Annotated in this window: 17 protein-coding genes; 5 read left to right on the forward strand and 12 right to left on the reverse strand. The window is 69.4% G+C overall.

From position 1 onward, the window contains the following. Positions 1-53 precede the first annotated feature (53 nt). Genes KIT25_15380 through KIT25_15390 form a run of 3 tightly spaced genes read right to left on the reverse strand, consistent with a single transcriptional unit; the run spans position 54 to position 2,008 of the window. Positions 54-320 carry a cupin domain-containing protein gene (locus tag KIT25_15380; protein ID UYN93432.1) on the reverse strand — a complete coding sequence of 89 codons (267 nt, stop codon included), beginning with the start codon at positions 318-320 and terminating at the stop codon, positions 54-56. 9 nt (positions 321-329) lie between these two features. Beyond that, positions 330-1,040, reverse strand: coding sequence for a class I SAM-dependent methyltransferase (locus tag KIT25_15385; GenBank protein ID UYN93433.1), 711 nt, complete (start codon positions 1,038-1,040; stop codon positions 330-332). Beyond that, on the reverse strand, positions 1,037-2,008 hold the full coding sequence (locus tag KIT25_15390) for a glycosyltransferase family 2 protein (GenBank protein ID UYN93434.1): 972 nt from the start codon (positions 2,006-2,008) through the stop codon (positions 1,037-1,039). Before KIT25_15390 ends, KIT25_15385 begins: the two co-directional genes overlap by 4 nt. 82 nt (positions 2,009-2,090) lie before the next feature. Between KIT25_15390 and KIT25_15395 the strand changes: the two genes are divergently transcribed. The 3 genes from KIT25_15395 (at position 2,091) to KIT25_15405 (ending at position 5,996) form a co-directional block, all read left to right on the forward strand. Continuing rightward, entirely contained in the window at positions 2,091-3,305 is a 1,215-nt protein-coding gene (locus KIT25_15395; GenBank protein ID UYN93435.1) for an LLM class flavin-dependent oxidoreductase, read from the forward strand. 54 nt (positions 3,306-3,359) lie between these two features. Next, positions 3,360-4,523 (forward strand): ATP phosphoribosyltransferase regulatory subunit, encoded by a 1,164-nt coding sequence (locus KIT25_15400; GenBank protein ID UYN93436.1) that lies wholly within the window; start codon positions 3,360-3,362, stop codon positions 4,521-4,523. Between the two features lie 180 nt (positions 4,524-4,703). Next, the gene (locus KIT25_15405) at positions 4,704-5,996 is read left to right on the forward strand and encodes an adenylosuccinate synthase (protein UYN93437.1); all 1,293 of its coding nucleotides are present in this window, start codon (positions 4,704-4,706) and stop codon (positions 5,994-5,996) included. Here KIT25_15405 and KIT25_15410 read toward each other — a convergent pair. The 4 genes from KIT25_15410 to rfaE1 form a co-directional block, all read right to left on the reverse strand. Then, the gene (locus tag KIT25_15410) at positions 5,986-7,668 is read right to left on the reverse strand and encodes a hypothetical protein (GenBank protein UYN93438.1); all 1,683 of its coding nucleotides are present in this window, start codon (positions 7,666-7,668) and stop codon (positions 5,986-5,988) included. The two genes, KIT25_15405 and KIT25_15410, sit on opposite strands and share 11 nt — an antisense overlap. After that, positions 7,652-8,812 (reverse strand): phytanoyl-CoA dioxygenase family protein, encoded by a 1,161-nt coding sequence (locus KIT25_15415; GenBank protein UYN93439.1) that lies wholly within the window; start codon positions 8,810-8,812, stop codon positions 7,652-7,654. Before KIT25_15415 ends, KIT25_15410 begins: the two co-directional genes overlap by 17 nt. A 126-nt stretch (positions 8,813-8,938) precedes the next feature. Beyond that, entirely contained in the window at positions 8,939-9,919 is a 981-nt protein-coding gene (gene rfaD / locus KIT25_15420; GenBank protein ID UYN93440.1) for an ADP-glyceromanno-heptose 6-epimerase, read from the reverse strand. Positions 9,920-9,926: 7 nt separating this feature from the next. Next, a complete protein-coding gene (rfaE1, locus tag KIT25_15425) occupies positions 9,927-11,438 on the reverse strand; it encodes a D-glycero-beta-D-manno-heptose-7-phosphate kinase (GenBank protein UYN93441.1) in 1,512 nt (503 codons plus the stop codon). Positions 11,439-11,557: 119 nt separating this feature from the next. On the opposite strand from rfaE1, the gene KIT25_15430 reads away from it, so the two are divergent. Together KIT25_15430 and KIT25_15435 are read left to right on the forward strand one after the other, a co-directional pair. Further along, complete coding sequence (locus tag KIT25_15430; protein UYN93442.1) at positions 11,558-12,028, forward strand: (2Fe-2S)-binding protein; 471 nt, start codon at positions 11,558-11,560, stop codon at positions 12,026-12,028. Continuing rightward, positions 12,025-14,169: a xanthine dehydrogenase family protein molybdopterin-binding subunit gene (locus KIT25_15435; GenBank protein UYN93443.1), complete on the forward strand. Its 2,145-nt coding sequence runs from the start codon at positions 12,025-12,027 to the stop codon at positions 14,167-14,169. Before KIT25_15430 ends, KIT25_15435 begins: the two co-directional genes overlap by 4 nt. Here KIT25_15435 and KIT25_15440 read toward each other — a convergent pair. From KIT25_15440 to KIT25_15460, 5 genes are read right to left on the reverse strand one after another with little or no spacing between them, the layout of a single operon-like run. Then, entirely contained in the window at positions 14,144-15,058 is a 915-nt protein-coding gene (locus tag KIT25_15440) for a TauD/TfdA family dioxygenase (protein UYN93444.1), read from the reverse strand. The two genes, KIT25_15435 and KIT25_15440, sit on opposite strands and share 26 nt — an antisense overlap. 11 nt (positions 15,059-15,069) lie before the next feature. Next, positions 15,070-15,693 (reverse strand): NIPSNAP family protein, encoded by a 624-nt coding sequence (locus tag KIT25_15445; protein ID UYN93445.1) that lies wholly within the window; start codon positions 15,691-15,693, stop codon positions 15,070-15,072. Positions 15,694-15,705: 12 nt separating this feature from the next. Beyond that, positions 15,706-16,887, reverse strand: coding sequence for an LLM class flavin-dependent oxidoreductase (locus KIT25_15450; protein ID UYN93446.1), 1,182 nt, complete (start codon positions 16,885-16,887; stop codon positions 15,706-15,708). A 6-nt stretch (positions 16,888-16,893) separates the two neighbouring features. Further along, a complete protein-coding gene (locus tag KIT25_15455) occupies positions 16,894-18,135 on the reverse strand; it encodes an LLM class flavin-dependent oxidoreductase (protein ID UYN93447.1) in 1,242 nt (413 codons plus the stop codon). Positions 18,136-18,139: 4 nt separating this feature from the next. After that, entirely contained in the window at positions 18,140-18,925 is a 786-nt protein-coding gene (locus tag KIT25_15460) for an alpha/beta hydrolase (protein UYN93448.1), read from the reverse strand. Positions 18,926-18,959 lie beyond the last annotated feature (34 nt).

Here is an 18,959-nt window from a genome sequence, read left to right on the forward strand (position 1 = left end):
AAGGCCGCATCATCCCCGACGGAGAGAGGGACCCCGGGATGGCAACGGAAGGCTCAATGCTTGCGGCCGAGCAGCACGACGGCGCCCTGCGGCCCGTAGCTCTCGAAATGCAGGCAACCCCTCGGCATGGCGAAGATCTCGCCCGGCTTGTAGGTCACGGCCTTGCCGTCGCGCGTCAGCGTGAGCACACCCTGCAGCACCATCGCCCGGACATCGAAGGGATGGCTGTGCTCGGGATTGACCTTCGCGCCCTGCGTCGTGTTGGTCATGACGTCGTAGCCGTCGCGCTTGAGTTCGGCCTCGAAAGTCTGGCGGTCCATGATCTCCTCCTAGGCGGGCTTGCGCGCCGCCACCGCATATTGCGCCCCGAGCGGCAGCCACGCCAGCGCCCGGTCGATCGGGGCGAGGAACGGCAGGCCGGGCGGCATGAACATCAGGTAGTCGGTATCGAGCTCGTAGCGCCCGCTGTCGAGCAGGCCATGCCTTACCTCGGCGGCATCGAGCAGGATGGCGTTTTCGTCGATCGGCGTGCGGGCGATGACGTAGCGCACCAGCGGATTGCGCGGATTGTGCTCGAAAACGTAGAGCCGCCCGCCCGGCTTCAGGACGCGGCCGAGCTCGGCATAGACGGCGGGCCGGTTGGCCACCGGAACATGATGCAGTACCGCGCTGACGGTCGCGACGTCGAAGCGGCGCTCCGCGAACGGCGTGCGCGCGCCATCCTGCGCCTCGAGCGTGGGCGGCGTCGCCAACCCGGCCGGCCAGCGGCCCGCCGCCTCGGCAAGCATGCCGGTCGAGACGTCGCAGCCGCTGAACTCGGCGCGCGCGCCCATCACGGCGAGCACCCGCATCAGGTCGCCAGCGCCGCAGCCGTAGTCGAGCAGCGCGAGACCGCCGGTCCTGAGGGCCGGCTCGCGGCGCAGCAACCAGCGCGCCTTGACGGCGATGAACTGGTCGGCCGAGTTGCCCATCATCCGCTTGATCGGATTGTCGAGCCCGCCGTCGTAGCCCGCAGCGTGCCTGTCGAACTCCGCGCTCATCGGCCGTCGCCGCCCGGACCGCCGACGATCTCGCGGATCATGAACAGCGGTCGGCCCTTGCTCTGGTCGTAGAGGCGGCCGAGATAGGCGCCGATGATGCCGAGCATCAGGAACTGCATGCCGCCCAGCAGGCCCATCGCCGCCATCAGCGACGTCCAGCCGGGCAGGTTGTAGCCGAGCATCCAGCCGACGATCGAATAGACGAAGAAGGCGAAGCCGACCGCCGCCATCACCCAGCCGATGGTCATCGAGGCCATCAGGGGCACGACGGAAAAAGCGGTGATCGCGTCGGCGGCGAACCGCACCATCTTGGAGAGCGGGTACTTGCTCTCGCCCGCCAGCCGCGGCTTGCGGTCGTAGAGGATCGGCACCTGCCGGCCGCCGATCCAGGCCACCATGCCGCGCACGAAGCGATGGCGCTCGGGCATGGCGAGCAGGAGATCGAGCACCCGCCGCGTCATCAGCCGGAAGTCGCCGGTATCGTTGGGGATGTCGACGTCGGTCAGGCGGCCGATCAGGCGGTAGAAGGCGGCCGCGGAGGCGCGCTTGAACAGGCTCTCGCCCTCGCGCCGGCGGCGCTGACCGTAGACCACGTCTGCCCCGCCCTTGCCGTCGGCGCCGTCCATCAGCGCCATCATGTCGGGCAGCAGCTCGGGCGGGTCCTGCAGGTCGGCGTCGATGACGAGCACCCGCTCGCCGCGGCACACCGACAGTCCCGCCGTCAGGGCGAGCTGATGGCCGTGGTTGCGCATCAGCCGGACGGCGACGATGCGCGGGTCGCGCGCCACCGCCTCGGACATGACGGTCCAGGTGCCGTCGCGCGAGCCGTCGTCGACCAGCACGATCTCCGCGGATGCTGCCGTCCGGTCGAGCACCGCCGACATTCGCCGGATGAATTCGGGCAGCACGCCTTCCTCGTTGAAGCAGGGCGCCACCACGGACAGGGCGGGACGGGTCGGACCGTTCATTGTGCGGAAGCCATAACATTCTTCCCTTCCGGCGTCTTTGGGGGAGGCCGAAATGCGCCTATCCTGCCGGTCGGAGGCATCCATGAAATTCGGCATCTTCTACGAACTGCAGCTCCCGCGGCCCTGGAAGGAAGGCGACGAGCACCGGCTCTACCAGAACGCGCTGGCGCAGATCGAGCTGGCCGACCGCCTGGGCTACGACCACGCCTGGCAGGTCGAGCATCATTTCCTCGAGGAATATTCGCACTCGCCCTCGCCCGAGACCTTCCTCGCCGCCGCCAGCCAGCGCACCGAGCGCATCCGGCTGGGCCACGGCATCTACCAGCTCACCACCAACCATCCCGCGCGCATCGCCGAGCGGACCGCCTCGCTCGACCTGCTGTCGAACGGCAGGGTCGAGCTCGGCATGGGCGAAAGCGCCTCGATCACCGAGCTCGAGCCGTTCGGCGTCTCCATGGAGAACAAGCGCGAGATCTTCGAGGAGGCCGTCCGCGCCGTCATCCCGATGTTCAAGGACGGGCCGTCCGAGCACCACGGCAAGTATTTCGACATGCCGCTGCGCATGGTGGTGCCCAAGCCGCTGCAGAAGCCGCATCCGCCGCTCTGGGTGGCCTGCTCGCAGCTCGAGACGCTGGCCAAGGTCGGCGAATGGGGCATGGGCGCGCTTGGCTTCCAGTTCGTCTCGGCCGACGCCGCGCACGCCTGGGTGCACGCCTACTACAATGCCTTCGTGAAGCGGCAGAAGAAGCTCGCCGACTACAGGACCAACCCGAACATCGCGCTGGTCAGCTTCTTCATGTGCGCCAAGACCGACGAGGAGGCCCGCGCGCGCGCCGACGGCGACACCTTCTTCCAGTTCTCGCTGCGCTTCTACGGCCAGTCGGCCGGGCGGCGGCGGCCGCCGGCCGGCACGGTCAACATGTGGGACGAATACAACAAGTGGAAGGCGGCCAATCCCGACGCGCACGCCGCGGCACTGCGCGGCGGCCTGATCGGCTCGCCCGACACGATCCGCCGGAAGTTGCGCAAGTTCCAGTCGTCCAACATCGACCAGGTGGTGCTGCTCAACCAGGCGGGCAACAACACCCACGAGCACATCTGCGAATCGCTCGAGCTCTTTGCCAGGGAAGTGATGCCCGAGTTCCAGGCGGCCCATCCCGAGCTGCTCGAGTGGAAGGAGAAGGTGCTGAACCGCGAGATCGAGCTCGAGGAGATCGACACCTCGGCCTTCACCGACCGCTATGGCGGCACCATGAAGGGCATCGCCCCGGCGGCCAGGGCGGCGGCAGCGAGCTGAGCGGCACGAACCGTCGCGGGGGCGAACCCCGGTTTTGTGCTATCACCCCCTGCCATGACGTCCAACGACAACGACCATCGCGGGCTGCTGCCGGCCGGGCTGGCCGACCTGCTGCCGCCCGATGCCGCGCGCGAGGCGCGCGCGATCGACGTGGCGATCGAGCGCTTCGCGGCCTTCGGCTACGAGCGCGTGAAGCCGCCGCTGGTCGAGTTCGAGGAATCGCTGCTCGGCGGCCCGGGCGCGGCGCTGGCGCCGCAGACCTTCCGGCTGATGGATCCGGTGTCGCAGCGCATGATGGGCGTGCGGCCCGACATGACGGTGCAGGTCGCGCGCATCGCCGTCACCCGGCTCAGGCACGAGGCCCGGCCGCTGCGCCTGTCCTACGGCGGCAACGTGATCCGCGTGCGCGGCAATGCGCTGAAGCCCGAGCGCCAGTTCGCCCAGGTGGGCGCCGAGCTGATCGGCGTCGACACGGCCGAGGCCGACGCCGAGGCGGTGCTGCTTACCGTCGATGCGCTCCGCGCCATCGGCGTCGACGGCCTCACCGTCGATCTCAACCTGCCGACCCTGGTCGCCGCCGTCGCCTCGGGCCTCGGGCTCGACGCGGGCACGCTCGCCCGCCTGCGCCGCGCCCTCGACCGCAAAGACGAGGCGGCCGTCGCCAAGGCGCTGACCGACAAGAAGCAGGTCGATCTGTTCGTGGGATTGCTGCGGGCGGCGGGCCCGGCGGCCAAGGCGGTCGGCGTGCTGCGCAAGCTCGGGCTGCCGGCGACCGGCGCCGCGGAGGCGGCACGGCTGGCCGAGGTGGTGAAGCTGGTCCAGATGGCCGACGCCGACCTGCCGCTGACGCTCGACCCGGTCGAGTATCGCGGCCTCGAGTACCAGACCGGCGTCTCCTTCTCCGTGTTCGGCCTCAAGGGCCGCGAGGAGCTGGCGCGCGGCGGCCGCTACTCGGCGGGCTACCCGGAGGACGGCGTCAGCGAGCCCGCCACCGGCTTCACGCTCTACATGGGCGCGGTGCTGGTGGCCTCGAACGCGACGCCGGACCGGCCGCGGCTCTATCTGCCTCAGGCGACGCCGTGGCGCGACGCCGAGCCGTGGCAGGCCAAGGGCTACGCGGTGGTGCGCGCCGTCGCCGCGGCCGCCGACGTCCGGCAGGAGGCCAAGCGCCTGCGCTGCAGCCACGCCCTGATCGACGGCGAAGCCGTGCCGCTGTAACGCCGCGCTGTGTGACAAACCCCACAGACCGGCCGACAACCCGGCGCAATTGTCGCTGTGCGTGAACGTCGGTTTTCGTTCGCGCATTCTCCCTTCGCGTGCTAACCAAACTCACGCCTCTCCGGCACCGGTCCGGGGAGGCGTTTTCGTGTGCGGATGCCTCTTTCGTAGGACAAGGCGATGGCCAACGTGGCGGTGATCGGCGCTCAGTGGGGCGACGAGGGCAAGGGCAAGATCGTGGACTGGCTCAGCGAGCGCGCCGAGGTGGTGGTGCGCTTCCAGGGCGGCCACAACGCCGGCCACACGCTGGTCATCGGCAACCAGACCTATAAGCTGGCGCTGCTGCCGTCGGGCGTGGTGCGCGAGGGCAAGCTCTCCATCATCGGCAACGGCGTCGTCGTCGATCCCTGGCACTTCCTCGAGGAGGTGAAGAAGGTGTCGGCGCAGGGCGTCTCGGTCACGCCCGACTCGCTCAAGATCGCCAACCACGCCGTGCTCATCCTGCCGCTGCACCGCGATCTCGACGGCTGGCGGGAGGACGTGCCTGGCACGATCCGCATCGGCACGACCCGTCGCGGCATCGGCCCGGCCTACGAGGACAAGGTCGGCCGCCGCGCCATTCGCGTCGGCGATCTCGCCGAGCCCGACGAACTCAAGGCCAAGGTCGACACCCTGCTCGCGCACCACAATGCGCTGCGCCAGGGCCTCGGCAGGCCGACGGTCGATGCCGCCGCCCTGCTCGCCGAGCTGCTCGCGCTTGCACCCAGAATCCTGCCCTTCGCCGAGGATGTGTGGGAGCGGCTGGACGCGCTGCGCGCCGCGGGCAAGCGCATCCTGTTCGAGGGCGCGCAGGCCACCATGCTCGACATCGACCACGGCACCTATCCGTTCGTCACCTCCTCCAACACGGTGGCGGCACAGGCGATGATCGGCTCGGGCATGGGCAACGGTGCCGTGGGTTATGTGCTGGGCATCGCCAAGGCCTACACCACGCGCGTCGGCGACGGCCCCTTCCCCACCGAGCTCAGGGACGAAATCGGCCAGTTGCTGGGCGATCGCGGCAACGAGTTCGGCACCAACACCGGCCGGCGCCGGCGCTGCGGCTGGTTCGATGCGGTGATGGTGCGCCAGGCGGTGAAGCTGAACGGCATCGACGGCATCGCGCTCACCAAGCTCGACGTGCTCGACGGCCTGAAGGAGATCAAGGTGTGCGTCGGCTACGAGCTCGACGGCAGGCGCATCGGGCGCTTCCCCTTCACCATGGGTGCGCAGGCCAAGATCCGGCCGCTGTGGGAGACCTTCGAAGGCTGGGACGAGAGCACCCGGGGCGCCCGTTCCTTCGCCGAGCTGCCGGCGACCTGCATCAAGTACGTGCGCCGCATCGAGGAACTGGTCGGCTGCCCGGTTGCCCTGCTCAGCACGTCGCCCGAGCGCGACGACACGATCCTGATGACCGATCCGTTCAGGGACTGAAACGGCGCGGCGTCTTCCTGACGTAGAGGAACCAGCTGCGCGACTCGATGCGCTCGGAGAAGTGCCGATCGAGGTAGGGCGTGTACTTGTCGACCGCCAGGCGCGTGACCGCGATCGAGGTGGAGAACTTGGGGACCAGCACGTAGCTCGCGTCGCCCAGCATGTCCTCGGCATCGAGCCAGGGGAAATGAGGCGCGAGCCACAGGCTGACACCCCGAGCCGGCGCGCGCTGCAGGATGAACGGCAGGGGATTGACCTGGTCGAACAGGACGATCGACCCGGCCCTCCGATCCGGCGCCTCGAACAGCTGGGCGGCGTCGAGGAGGGTTCGGGCGTATTCGAACTGGGAGATCTCCTGGTCGCCGGTCTCGACCGACCGGATGCGATTGAGCAAGGTGTAGTCGGCCACGTTCCGGTTCAGCGCATCGAACAGGCCGGGACGCCCCGCCGGCACCGCGAGGCCGCGCAACGGGCCCTTGTCGAACACGAACAGGTCCTTCCCGAGCGACGCCTGCCGATAGTAGATCGCCAGATTCGCGGCCTGCTTGGACATGACGATCAAGGGAAAGACGAGTGCGGCCACCAGGATCCAGAGCCGTGCCGGCGCGCGGCCCTCGCTTCGGTTGCCGCGGAAATAGTCATAGAGCAGGAAGGCGATGGTCACCGACAGGGTGAGGCCCTGGGTCTGCGTGTTCTGCGACAGCATCGCCGCGGCAGTCACGACCAGCAGGATCACGGCGGCCGGCAGGCGCAGCGGGATGTCGCCCGAGCGCCACAGGCCGAGTGCCGTCAGGGCGGCGATCGCGACCAGCGACAGTTCCGGCACGTTGTCGAACAGGCGGACCGTGAGCGCGCGGATGTCGTTGTTAACAGCGCCCGCCTCGATCGCCGTGAAGATGTCGGCGAGATAGGGCCAGTTGTAGGGAGCGATCGCGTGAAGCGAGATCGCCGCTCCGGCGATCAGCCAGCGCCGCGCGTGCCGGCGGATCGGCTCGCTCACCGCGAGCGCAACCGCCAGTTCGGCCATGGCGGCACCGAAATAGGTGATCTTGAGATCGTAGAGCGCCAAAATCAGAAGCGTGGCAACGACGAGGTCGGGCCATCCGCCCATCGCCTCGCCGCGCGGCGGCACGAAGAAGATCAGGCTGAGCACGCCCAGCGCCGCCCAGCCGAGCGTGTTGTAGCTCATCGCGAAGGTGATGTCGTGGACCGAGTCGCCGACATTGGTCGGCATGAGGATCAGCAGGCTCGAATAGCCGACGAACACCGCGGCTGGCAGCAGCGGCAGGCGACGCAGGGCAGCGACGAAGGCCGCGACGCAGATCGCCGTGGCGGCAATGATCTCGCCGACGATGAAGCCGCCGACCGAGGGGCCGGTGATCAGGAAGCCGATCTTGCTGAGATAGAAGCTCAGGCTTCCCAGGGGATCGTGGAAATCCACATGCGGCTCGTGGCCGTTGACGAGGTGCCATGCTCCCGCGAGGTTGAACAGCATGTCCCACGTCATGTGGCGCGACACGATGAGGCTGGGCGATGCCAGCAGCCAGGCCGCCGCCAGGAAGACGACGAGCGAGGCGACCGCCAGCGGCAGCGGCGGGGCGTCGTCGACGAGGATCGAGCGCCAGCGCGCCTCCGCCCGCGTCGGGCCGATTTGTTCAGATGCTGAGGTCAAGCAGGTTGTAGTCCTCGATGTCGCGGCGTGCGGCGGCGTCCCAGCGATAAGCCAGGCCCTCGTCGGCGTGGGGCTTGTAGACAAACGGCGTTTCTTCGGGAAAGCGCTGACGACGCGCGTCGATGGCGTAGCCGATCAGGCGCGCGCGGCGGCGAATGCGCTCCGCGTCGTAGACGGCGACCGCGTTGTGAATGCCGCCGGCCCGCACGCCGAGCACGGAGCTGCGGCGATGGAAGCCGAAATTGACCGTGACCCGCCAATCCTTCGACGTGTTGGCGAAGGACCCGTGCAGGGCCTGGCGGTTGGTCATCGCCACGTCGCCGGGAGCGCAAACGATGGGCACCGCATCGGGCAGGCGTTCGCTTCCTGCGCTGGCGACTTCGCGCCGGATGTCGACCTTGCCGCGCTTGTGCGAGCCCGGCACCACCCACACGCCGTTGGCGGCGGTGCAGCCGTAGAGCTGGGCCATGAAGTTGAAGCCGTGGATGCCCTCGTCCCAGGCGGCGCTGTCCCAGTGCGTCGTGCCGTCCTGATGCCAGGCGACCGAAGCGCCGCGACCCGGCTCCTTGATCCACAGCGCTTCGTTGAAGGGCGCGAAGTCGACGCCGTTGATCGCCGCCGCCACCGCCAGGAGCTGCGGATGGCCGTAGACGCGCAGCGAGGCCTCGGAGAACTGCAGCGAGCCCAGGATCAAGAAGACGACTTCCTGCGGCAGCCCGTCGGCGGCCCTGGGCTCGTACATCTTCACCTGATGACGGCCGTTGGCCGCCGACGTGCCGCCCCACGGATCGCTGAGCGGCCGCGCCCATTGCAGCGTCGGCCCGCTGCGGCCCAGCGCCAGCGCCGGCCGGCCGAGACGGTCGACGGCCGCGCCCTTCGCCACCGGGAGCCGATCCAGGATGTCGTGCAAATCCCGCTCGATGTCGGCGAGCTCGTCGGCCTTCAGCACGCCTTCGAAGACATAGAAGCCGCACCGCCAATAGGCGTCGACGATGTCGGGATGCAGTTCGCCCGCCGCCGTCAGGCGGATGGGACCGCGATTGCCGAGCGCGAACGCGCGCCGCTCGCCATCGCGAAGGTAGCGCTGCATCGCCGCTTCCTCGGTGCCATAGTCGGCGCCCGAGGCAGCCATGGGCGTGTCCATGCCTCCTCCCGGGATCGTTGTGTGAAATCCAGTTTTTTCATTATGACAGAAATTACTTGCCGCGCAATTCCTGGCCAGATTTCAATCCATTTGGGCACGCGAGCCTGCCGAGCCGGCTGATCGAGACTACCGATAGCGATCGGCGCCGGCGAGATAGCGCACGTAGCTGGCGACGCCCTCCTTCACCGGCGTGAAGGGCCGCGCGTACCCCGCCTCGCGCAGCGCCGTCGTCGACGCCTCCGTGAAGTACTGGTAGCGCTCGCGCAACCCCTCGGGCATCGGGAAATAGGAGATCGCCGGCGGCCGGCCGGCGGCGGCGAACAGCGCCTCGATCAGCTCGCGAAAGGTCGCGGCGCGGCCGGTGCCGACGTTGTAGAGGCCGTGGCGCGGCCCCTTCTCAAGGCACCACAGCACGACGTCGACGACGTCGTCGACATAGATGAAGTCGCGCTTCTGGCCGCCGTCGGGATAGTCGGCGCGATGGCTCTTGAAGAGCTTCACCGTGCCGCCGTTCGCCACCACCTCGTGGTTCTTGGCGACGACGCTCATCATGTCGCCCTTGTGGTACTCGTTCTGGCCGAAGACGTTGAAGAACTTCAGCCCGACGCAGCGCGGCGGCAGCGGCAGGCCGAGCGCGACCCGCTCGGCGAACACCAGGTCGAACTGGTGCTTGCTCCAGCCGTAGAGGTTGAGCGGCCGCAGCGCGCGCAGGCCGTCGAGCGCCAGCCCGTCGACGAAGCCCTGCACGCCGTCGCCGTAGGTCGCCGCCGACGAGGCATAGACCAGCGGCACGCCGCGCGCCGCGCACCAGTCGAGCAGCGCCAGCGAAAACCGGAAGTTGCTGCGCATGATCTCGTCGCCGTCGCTCGCCGTGGTCGAGGAATTGGCGCCCATGTGGATCACCGCCTCGACGTCCTGCCGTCCCGTCAGGAAGTCCATCAGTTCCTCGGGAAAGACGAACTCGCGGAACATCCGCTTGCGCAGGTTCAGCCAGCGGTCGTCGGTGCCGAGCCTGTCGCACACCGCGAGGTCGGAGCGCCCGCGCTCGTTGAGGGCGGCCACGACGTTGGAGCCGATGAAGCCGGCGGCGCCGGTGACCACGATCACGGCCGCCTCAGTCCGCGTCGGCCGGCGCGCGGCCGCGGGCGATCAGCCGCGTCGTCGACTGCCCCTCGACCAGTTCGACCGTCATCACCCGGCCGCCGGCCGCAACGACGATGTCGGCGCCGACGATGTCCTCGACCTTGTGGTCGGCGCCCTTGACCAGCAGGTCGGGCATCAGCCGCTCGATCAGCCGGCGCGGCGTGTCCTCCTCGAACAGCACGACCAGGTTCACGTGCCGGAGCGCGGCCAGCACCGTGGCGCGTGCCGCCTCGTCCTGCACCGGCCGCGTCGGACCCTTGAGGCGCTTCACCGAGGCGTCGGCGTTGAGGCCGACGATCAGCCGGTCGCAGGCGCCCGCGGCCTCGCGCAGCAACGCGACATGGCCGGGGTGCAGGAGGTCGAAGCAGCCGTTGGTGAAGCCGACCGTCAGGCCCTGGCTCCTCCACAGCGCGCGCAGCTCGACGGCCTCGTCCACGGTCGCGAGGCCGCCGGAGACCGTGGACCGGTCCTCGGCCATGCGCGCCCGCTCGGCCTCGGCCTCGATCTCGTCCGCCGACACGATCGCGGTGCCGAGCTTGGAGACCGCCAGGCCGCCGGCAACGTTGGCGAAGGCCATCGCCTCCTCCATCGTTCGGCCGGACGCCAGCGCCGTCGCGAAAGCCGCCATCACTGTGTCGCCCGCGCCGGTCACGTCGAATACCTCGCGCGCGAGCGTGGGAAGATGGACGGCCGCGCCGTCGGCGTGGAACAGCGTCATGCCCGCTTCCGAGCGCGTCACCAGGATGTGCGCGCCGGTGATGGACGCGGCGGCGGCGGCGGCGCGCTCGATCTCGGCGTCGGTCTTGACCGGCAGCCCGGTCGCCGCCGCCAGCTCGGCCCGGTTGGGCTTGATCACCGCGGCGCCGCGATACCGGGTGAAGTCCCGGCGCTTGGGATCGACCAGTACGGGCACGTCGTTGGCGCGCGCCATGGCGATCGCCTGCATCAGCACCTTGTCGGTGAGCGTGCCCTTGTTGTAGTCCGAGATCACCATCAGCCGGCATTCCTGCAGGCGCTGGGCGACGGTGGCGAGCACCGCATCCTCGCTCTGGCGCGAGATCGGATCGGACTCCTCGCGATCCAGTCGCAGAAGCTGGTGCTGCCCCGCCGTCATGCGCGTCTTGACCGTCGTGCCGTGCGCCGAATCGCGCAGCAGGTCGAAGCGCGTCACCGCGGTATGCAGCAGGCCGGCCATGCGGTCGCCCTCGGCATCCATGCCGACGCAGGAAATCAGATGGCAAATGCCGCCCATGCCGCCGATATTGGCCGCCACGTTGGCCGCGCCGCCGACGCTCTCGCGCGTCTTGAGCTGGCGGATCACCGGCACCGGCGCCTCGGGCGAGATGCGGTCGACCGAGCCGCTGACATACACGTCGAGCATCGAATCGCCGATCACCAGGATCGGCAGTCCGCCCGGCTCCCATCGTCTGGAGAGGAGCTGCCTTAAGGAGAGCGGCGCGGCGCCGCCCGGCGAATCTCCCATGCCTCTAGATCCTGCCACCCGTATCGTGCCCGCGCGCCATACTCCACGGCTTGCCCTTCCCGCGCCACTCAATTCCGTAAACACGAGCCGATGTGGCACACTGCCGGCGGGAGGATGTCATGGCGATCGAACTCACGGTCAACGGCGCGGCACGCAGCGTCGCCACGCCCGACACCACCTCGCTGCTCGAGGTGCTGCGCAACCATCTCGGCCTGACGGGCACGCGCTACGGCTGCGGCCTCGAGCAATGCGGCAGTTGCATGGTGCTGGTCGACGGCCAGCCGACCCATGCCTGCACCCGCGAGGTCGGCACGCTGGCCGGCAAGGCGGTCACGACCATCGAAGGGCTGGGCGGCGCCGACAAGCCTCATCCGATACAGCAGGCCTTCCTCGACGAGCAGGCCGGCCAGTGCGGCTACTGCCTCTCGGGCATCGTGATCTCGGCCAAGGCGCTGCTCGACCGCAATCCCGCGCCCTCGCGCGCCGACATCGTCGCCGCCCTCGACGGGCACATTTGCCGCTGCGGCACGCACCATCGCATCCTGCGCGCCGTCGAGCGCGCCGCCGCCGCCCTGCGGAGGCCGGCATGAACGCCCCCGCCCTGCCGCCGAGCCTGATCGACAATCCGCGACTCGACCGCTGGATCGCCTTCCTGCCGGACCGCACGGTGCGCGTCGCCACCGGCAAGGTCGAGATGGGCCAGGGCGTCGTCACGGCGCTGGGCCAGATCGCGGCCGACGAGCTCGACCTGCCGCTCGAGCGCGTCGTCATGCTGTCCGGCGACACCACCGACGGGCCCGACGAACTCTACACGACGTCGTCGCTGTCCATCATGGTCTCGGGCAGCTCGATCCGGCTGGTCTGCGCGGAAGTGCGGGCCAAGGCCCTGGAGCGCGCGGCGCTGCGCCTGAACTGCGGCCGCGACGAGCTCAGCGTGGTCGACGGCCGCTTCCACCAGAACGGCGTGCCGACCGACCAGGACTACTGGACCGTGGCGGCAGAGATCGACCTTTCCCAGAACGTCACCGGCACCGTCCCGACCAAGCCCGCCACCTCATATAAAGTGGTCGGCGCCTCGGTGCCGCGGGTCGACCTGCCGGCCAAGCTCGCGGGAGCGGCCTTCGTGCACGACCTGCTGCCCCGCGACGTGCTGCACGCGCGCACCCTGCGCCAGCCCGCCCGCGGCGCCACCCTCGAGGCGCTCGACGAGGCGGCGATCCGCCGGGCGGCGGGCGGCCGAGCGGGCGGGCGAGCGGGCGGGGGCGAACTCGAGATCGTGCGCGAGGCCAATTTCGTCGCCTTCGTCAGCACGGTGGAAAGCGTGGCCGAAGCGGCCGCCGCGGCCGCGCCGGCGCACGCGCGCTGGCTGGACGTGCGGCGGCTCACGCCGGCCCAGCAGGAAGCCGCGTGGCTGAAGGATCAACCCTGCGAGGATCGCCGCATCGGCGCGCCCGAGCCCGCGACGCCGCCCGCCACGATCGCGCGCATCACCGTGTCACGGCCCTACATCGCGCACGCCTCGATGGGGCCTTCCTGCGCGCTCGCCGAGTTCCGTGACGGGCATCTCACCGTGTGGTCGCACGGCCAGGGCATGCATCCGTTGCGCAAGAACCTCGCCGCGGCGCTCGAGCTGCCGATCGAGCGGATCACGGCCCGCCACATGCACGGGCCGGGCTGTTACGGCCACAACGGCGCCGACGATGCCGCGCTCGATGCCTGCCTCGTGGCGATGAAGTTCCCCGGCCGGACCGTGCGCCTGCAATGGCGGCGCGAGGAGGAGTTCGGCTTCGAGCCGGTCGGCCCCGCCATGCTGGTGACCCTGCACGCCGGACTCGATGCCGAGGGGCGCCCGACCGACTGGACCACCGAGATCTGGAGCGCCACGCACGTCCAGCGGCCCGGCACCGGCAGCGGCTACCTGCTGGCCACCGAGGCGCTGGCCGATCCGCCGCCCGAGGTGAAGCCGACCGATCCGCCGGAAGCGCGTGGCGGCGGCGGCACGCGCAACGCCGTGCCGATCTACGACGTCGGCGCCCATCGCATCCTGCACCATCTCGTGCAGAAGGGTCCGGTGCGCACTTCGGCGCTGCGCGGGCTGGGCGCGTTGCCCAACGTCTACGCCATCGAGATGCTGATGGACGAGCTGGCGGCGCGCGCCGGACGGGACCCGGTCGCCTGGCGCCTCGCGCTCCTGTCGGAAAAGCGCATGCGCGCCTGCCTCGAGCGCGTCGCGGCGCGCGCCGGCTGGAGCGCGCGCGGCCCCTCGGGCACGGGCAAGGGGTTGGGCGTCGGCCTGGCGCGCTACAAGAACACCGCGGCCTATGCCGCCGTCGCGGCCGCGGTCACGGTCGATCGGACGGTGAGGGTCGAGCGCGTGTGGTGCGTCGCCGATGCCGGCCTCGTCATCAATCCCGACGGCGCGCGCAACCAGCTCGAGGGCGGCATCCTGCAGGCGGTGAGCTGGACCCTGAAGGAACGGGTGCGCTTCGACGAGCAGGGCATCGCCTCGCTCGACTGGGCGAGCTACCCCGTCCTGAAATTCAGCGAGGTGCCGGAGATCGAGGCCGAGCTGGTCGACGGCGCCGGCAACCCGCCGCTCGGCGTCGGCGAATGCACGGTCGGACCGACGGCCGCCGCCATCGGCAACGCCGTCGCCCACGCGCTCGGCGTGCGCATCCACGACATGCCACTCGACCGCGAGCGCGTCATGGCGGCGTTGCTGAAGGCGTGATGATCCGCCCGACGTCGCGATGCACCGTCGGGCCGTCGCCGGCCAGGGTGGTGCGGCGCATGTCGCGCGGCTCGTGCGCGGGGAACGGACGCGCGCGGTGCATGGTCTGGCGGTTGTCCCACATGACGAGATCGCCGATCCGCCATTTGTGGGTGTAGACGAACTCGCGCTGCGTGGCGTGCTCGATCAGGTCGCGCAGGAAGATCTGTGCCTCGGGCAAGGGCCAGCCGACGATGGTACCGGCGTGGCTCGACAGATAGAGCGACTTGCGGCCGGTCACGGGATGGGTCCGCACCAGGGTCTGGCGCACCGGCTTGAAGCGCTCGCGTTCCTCGTCGGTGAAGTCGGTGAAGCCGATCTGGCGGCGCGAGTACATCTGCGAATGCTCGCACACCAGGCCCTCGACGGCCTGCTTGGTCTCCCCGTCGAGCACGTCGTAGGCCGCCCGCATGTCGGCGAACTGAGTGTCGCCACCCGTCGACGGCAGGCTGACGGCGCGCAGCAGCGAATACTTGGCGGGCGTCGCCTTGAACGAGCTGTCGGAATGCCACAGCCGGTTGCCGATGCCGAACAGCCGGCGCCTGTCGTCGCGCGCGAAGGGCGCGTCGTTCTTGTCGAGGTTGGAGACGTCGGCGAAGGTCGTCGGCAGGCGATATTCCGTCGCGGCGCGCAGGCTGGTGCCGATGGCGTGCTCGATCTCGCCCAGGCTCCTCGTGAAAGCGAGCTGCTGCGTGTCGTCGATCTTCTGGTCGCGGAACACCAGCACGGCGTAGCGATCCATGCCGGCGTGGATCGCCCGCGCCTCCTCGGGCGCCAGTGGCCGGCGCATGTCGAGGCCCGAGACCTCGCCGGCGAAGCACGGACCGACCTGATCGATGGCGATGGCCATGACGATCTCCCTCAGCGGCAGGGCGAGCACGCCGCCGGCAGGGCGAAGACGGCGTCCTGCCGGTGCAGCGTCACCGATTCGTGGCGCGGCGGCGGCCAGTTGCCGCCCGGCGGCATGGCGACGGCGCGCAGCCGCTCGCGCTCGCCCATGTTCGCGTAGGCCCAGACATGGATCCACTGGTTGAGCGGGCCGAGGTCGGTGAAGCCGGCGAAGATCAGCGGCGAGATCCTGCTGCGGGCCTCGATGCGCGGCGCCCACGCCTCGATCACCCGGGGGATGCCGCCGGGATTGTAGGTGTAGGTGCGGAACTCGAAGAGCGGGCCGTGCGCGCCGACCGGGAAGTTCGGCGAGAACGGCGCGGGATGGAGGATCTTGCTCTCCATCTCGAGGATGAACTCCTGCACCTTGACCGGCCAGACCTTGGTCTCGATCGCCCGCGCGCGGATGCGCTCGCGCTCGTTGAGGTCGGCGTAGGGCCAGACATGGATGACCTGGTTGAGCGGGCCGACCTCGCTGTGCCACAGGCCGGCGAGCGGCGAGAGCTTCGCCCGCGCCGGCAATCCCGCGGCGAAGCGCGCCTCGAACTCGCCGACCGTGCCGGGTTTCAGCAGATAGGTGCGCATCTCGAAGATCACGGGCGCCCTCCCTCACTCCGCTGCGGCGCGCGCCGCCGGCTTGAAGGCCGGCATGACCTCCCCGGCGAAGCGCTCGAGTTGCTCCAGCGTCACTTCGAGCGGCGTGCCGAGCGCCATGCTGCAGGTGACGCGCTCCAGTCCGGGGTAGCGCTTCTCGACGGCCTTGAGCTGCTCGATGATGTCGGCGGGCGTGCCCGCCAGGAAGCCGCCCGCCTTCACCGCGTCCTCGATGCGCGGCAGCTTCGTGTTGGGCACCAGCCGCGGGTCGCGCATGGCGGCGATCTGCTCGTCGGTGATGGCGCGCACCAGCCGCAGCTCGCCGAACATCTTCATGTTCTCTTCGTAGTATTTCGCCGCCGCGCGCATCGCCGCCTCGCGGCTCTCGGCGATGTAGAACTGGTAGCCGAGCGACAGCCGCTCGCCGAGCGCGAGCGCGATGCCGCGCCGCGCGTAGGCCGCCTGGAACTCGGTCATGTGACGGTCGACCGCGCCGCCCTCGGCCGAGCCGCCGCCGATCGTGCCGCAGATGCCGTGCTTGGCCATGAAATCGAAGGCGCGTGCCGAGCCGCTCTGGATCGGCTGCCAGCATTCGACCGGCCGGCGCATCGGCCGCGGCACCAGGGTCAGCTCCTTCAGCGTGTAGCCGCGGTACGGCACCTCGGGCGGGATGGTGTAGTACTTGCCCTTGTGGCTGAAGCGTTCCTCGTTGAACGCCTTGAAGATGATGTCGACGCCCTCCTCGAACATCTCCCGGTTGGCCGCCTGGTCGATCAGCGGCGCGCCGAAGCTCTCGACCTCGCGCGTGTGATAGCCGCGCGCCACCCCGAAGATCACCCGCCCGCCACTCAGGATGTCGGCGACGGCATAGTCCTCGGCCAACCGCAGCGGGTGCCACATCGGCACCACGTTGAAGCCGCAGCCGATGCGGAGATTCGTGGTCTGGTTCACCAGGTGCATCGCCATCATCAGCAGGTTGGGAATGCACTCGGTGCCTTCGGGCTGGAAATGGTGCTCGGCCATCCAGAACGTGTCGTAGCCCAGCCGGTCCATGTGCTTGGCGTAGGCCACCGCCTTGTGCAGCGCGCCGGCCAGCTGCTCGTTGGAGTAGAAGCGGTCGTTTGTCGGCGTGCCGAGGTAGCCGAGATTCTCCATGTCGACGGTGCCGACATAGGAGCTGTCGAACCTGGTGATCATGCGTCCTCACTCCGCCGCGGCTTTGGCGCGCTTCAGATCGGTCGAATAGTCGAGATGCACCGGCGCATTGGCCTCGAACGGGCTCTTGAGGTCGAGTTCCTTCGCGATCTCGCGCAGGGCCGGGAAGACCTCGGTGCCCATGAGGCGGATGCAGGTCAGCGCGTCCTTCTGGCTGACCCGGCCGTCGTTGCCCCACAGCGCCAGGATGCCGGGCCGCGTCTCCTCGAGGATGCGGCGCAGCTTGGCGACCACGGTCCGGGGCGTGCCGGCGATGATGCGCAGGTCGGCCATCTGCTGCTCGAAGCTGGTCTCGCCGCGCGGATTCCTGGCACGGCCGGAGGCGAACTCGACGAAGGCGCGCCGGTTGGTCGGCGAGCCGTAGCCCGACGGCGTGCTCCACACCGGATGCGCGAGGCCGGTGAACTCGCCCTGCATCCAGCGGAACTGCCGGGCGTTCTCGATCGCCTTCTCCTCGTTGTCGGAGATGTGGACCTGGATCAGGTAGCCGCGATTCTCCGGCCCGCCGACATAGCCCGCCTGGGCGGCGGTCTGGTCGTAGAGTTCCCAGATCTTCTTGGTCTGCTCGATCGAGGTGTTGAGCGCGATGTAGGGATAGCGCTGCTGCGCCGCCCAGACGATCGTCTCCTTGCTGATGACGCCGGGGATCCAGACGCGCGGATAGGGTTTCTGCAGGGGCACCGCCCACGGATTGACGACGCGGTGCTGGTAGTGCGTGCCCTCGTAGCGGAACGGACCGGGCCGGGTCCACGCCTTGACGACGAGATCGTGCGCCTCCTCGAAGCGTTCGCGGTTGAAGGCGGGATTGACGCCGGTCGCGAGCTGCTCCTGGCCGCCGCCGCGCACGAAACCCGAGACCAGCCGGCCCTTGGAGATCATGTCGATCATGGCGAGCTCTTCGGCGAGCCGCACCGGGTTCTCGGCGAGCGGCAGCGGGTTGCCCAGCATGACGATCTTCGCCTTCTCGGTCATGCCGGCGAGGATCGCGGCAAAAATGTTGGCCTTGGCCTGCATGCAGAACGGCGCGTTGTGGTGCTCGTTCAGCATGATGCCGTCGACGCCGACCTCCTCGGCCAGCATGTATTGCTCGATGTACTCGTTGTAGAGCCGCGAGCCCGCCACCGGATCGAAGTGCCTGTTGGGGAACATCAGCGCCGTGGCGCCGAACTTGCGGCCCTCCTCCTCGGGATAGGCCGACATCGGCTGCTCAGTGAAATACATCAGGTGCATGGCGTCACCTCCCGGCGATGAATTGAGTGACGAGCCCGGCAAGGGCTTCGGGCTTTTCCATGTCGACGCAATGGCCGCACGCCTCGACGACCTCGAGCCTGGCATCGGGCAGCGCCTCGACGTAGCGCCTGCCGGCCGACAGCGGCACGACCCTGTCGGCGTCGCCCCACACGACGAGCGACGGCGCCTTCACCGAGCCCAACAGGTGCGGCAGCGTCTGGCTGTACATGTAGGGCTTCCAGGCGATGCGGAAGCTCATCTCGCGACAGATGTCCCACATCTCGAGCTGGTCGGTCGTCGGCTCGGCGCCGTAGACGCGGTCGAACGCCTTCTGGTCGTGGAAGCCGGCGCGCGCGTAGTCGATGTAGCCGGTGATCGCCAGGTCGAGGATGTCGCCTTCGCCGGGTTTCACGCCCATCGCGCCGACCAGCACCAGCCGCGGCACGTCGGACGGCGCCATGGTCGCCATCTCGGCGGCGATCCAGCCGCCGAAGCCCAGTCCGACCAGCGCCACGTCCGATAGTCCCAGTTCGCTCAGCAGGCCGCGATAGACGACGGCGATGTCGCGCACCGAGCGCATCCAGTCCGGCCGCGGCGAGCGCGAGTAGCCCGGATGATGCGGCACCAGCACGTCGTGCGAGCCGGCGAGCAAGTCATAAAACGGCAGGCGGTCGAGCGTGCCGGTCTCGTGGTGCAGCACCAGCACGGGCCGGCCCTTGCCGGCGCGCATCAGATGGAGCCGGGTGCCGGCCGCTTCGACGGTGGACGAAACCCAGTCGACTCTCGCCATTCCTTCTTCCTCCCGTGGGGAGGATCGTCACAAC

Origin of the sequence: Enhydrobacter sp. (assembly GCA_025808875.1) — a bacterium.
Taxonomy (GTDB): Bacteria; Pseudomonadota; Alphaproteobacteria; order Reyranellales; family Reyranellaceae; genus Reyranella.

What these genes read in the sequence shown, in the direction of transcription:
- KIT25_15380 (UYN93432.1), bottom strand. Translation starts at nt 320, where the DNA reads ATGGACCGCCAGACTTTCGAGGCCGAACTCAAGCGCGACGGCTACGAC.
- KIT25_15385 (UYN93433.1), bottom strand. Translation starts at nt 1,040, where the DNA reads ATGAGCGCGGAGTTCGACAGGCACGCTGCGGGCTACGACGGCGGGCTC.
- KIT25_15390 (UYN93434.1), bottom strand. Translation starts at nt 2,008, where the DNA reads ATGAACGGTCCGACCCGTCCCGCCCTGTCCGTGGTGGCGCCCTGCTTC.
- KIT25_15395 (UYN93435.1), top strand. Translation starts at nt 2,091, where the DNA reads ATGAAATTCGGCATCTTCTACGAACTGCAGCTCCCGCGGCCCTGGAAG.
- KIT25_15400 (UYN93436.1), top strand. Translation starts at nt 3,360, where the DNA reads ATGACGTCCAACGACAACGACCATCGCGGGCTGCTGCCGGCCGGGCTG.
- KIT25_15405 (UYN93437.1), top strand. Translation starts at nt 4,704, where the DNA reads ATGGCCAACGTGGCGGTGATCGGCGCTCAGTGGGGCGACGAGGGCAAG.
- KIT25_15415 (UYN93439.1), bottom strand. Translation starts at nt 8,812, where the DNA reads ATGGACACGCCCATGGCTGCCTCGGGCGCCGACTATGGCACCGAGGAA.
- rfaE1 (UYN93441.1), bottom strand. Translation starts at nt 11,438, where the DNA reads ATGGGAGATTCGCCGGGCGGCGCCGCGCCGCTCTCCTTAAGGCAGCTC.
- KIT25_15430 (UYN93442.1), top strand. Translation starts at nt 11,558, where the DNA reads ATGGCGATCGAACTCACGGTCAACGGCGCGGCACGCAGCGTCGCCACG.
- KIT25_15435 (UYN93443.1), top strand. Translation starts at nt 12,025, where the DNA reads ATGAACGCCCCCGCCCTGCCGCCGAGCCTGATCGACAATCCGCGACTC.
- KIT25_15440 (UYN93444.1), bottom strand. Translation starts at nt 15,058, where the DNA reads ATGGCCATCGCCATCGATCAGGTCGGTCCGTGCTTCGCCGGCGAGGTC.
- KIT25_15450 (UYN93446.1), bottom strand. Translation starts at nt 16,887, where the DNA reads ATGATCACCAGGTTCGACAGCTCCTATGTCGGCACCGTCGACATGGAG.
- KIT25_15455 (UYN93447.1), bottom strand. Translation starts at nt 18,135, where the DNA reads ATGCACCTGATGTATTTCACTGAGCAGCCGATGTCGGCCTATCCCGAG.
- KIT25_15460 (UYN93448.1), bottom strand. Translation starts at nt 18,925, where the DNA reads ATGGCGAGAGTCGACTGGGTTTCGTCCACCGTCGAAGCGGCCGGCACC.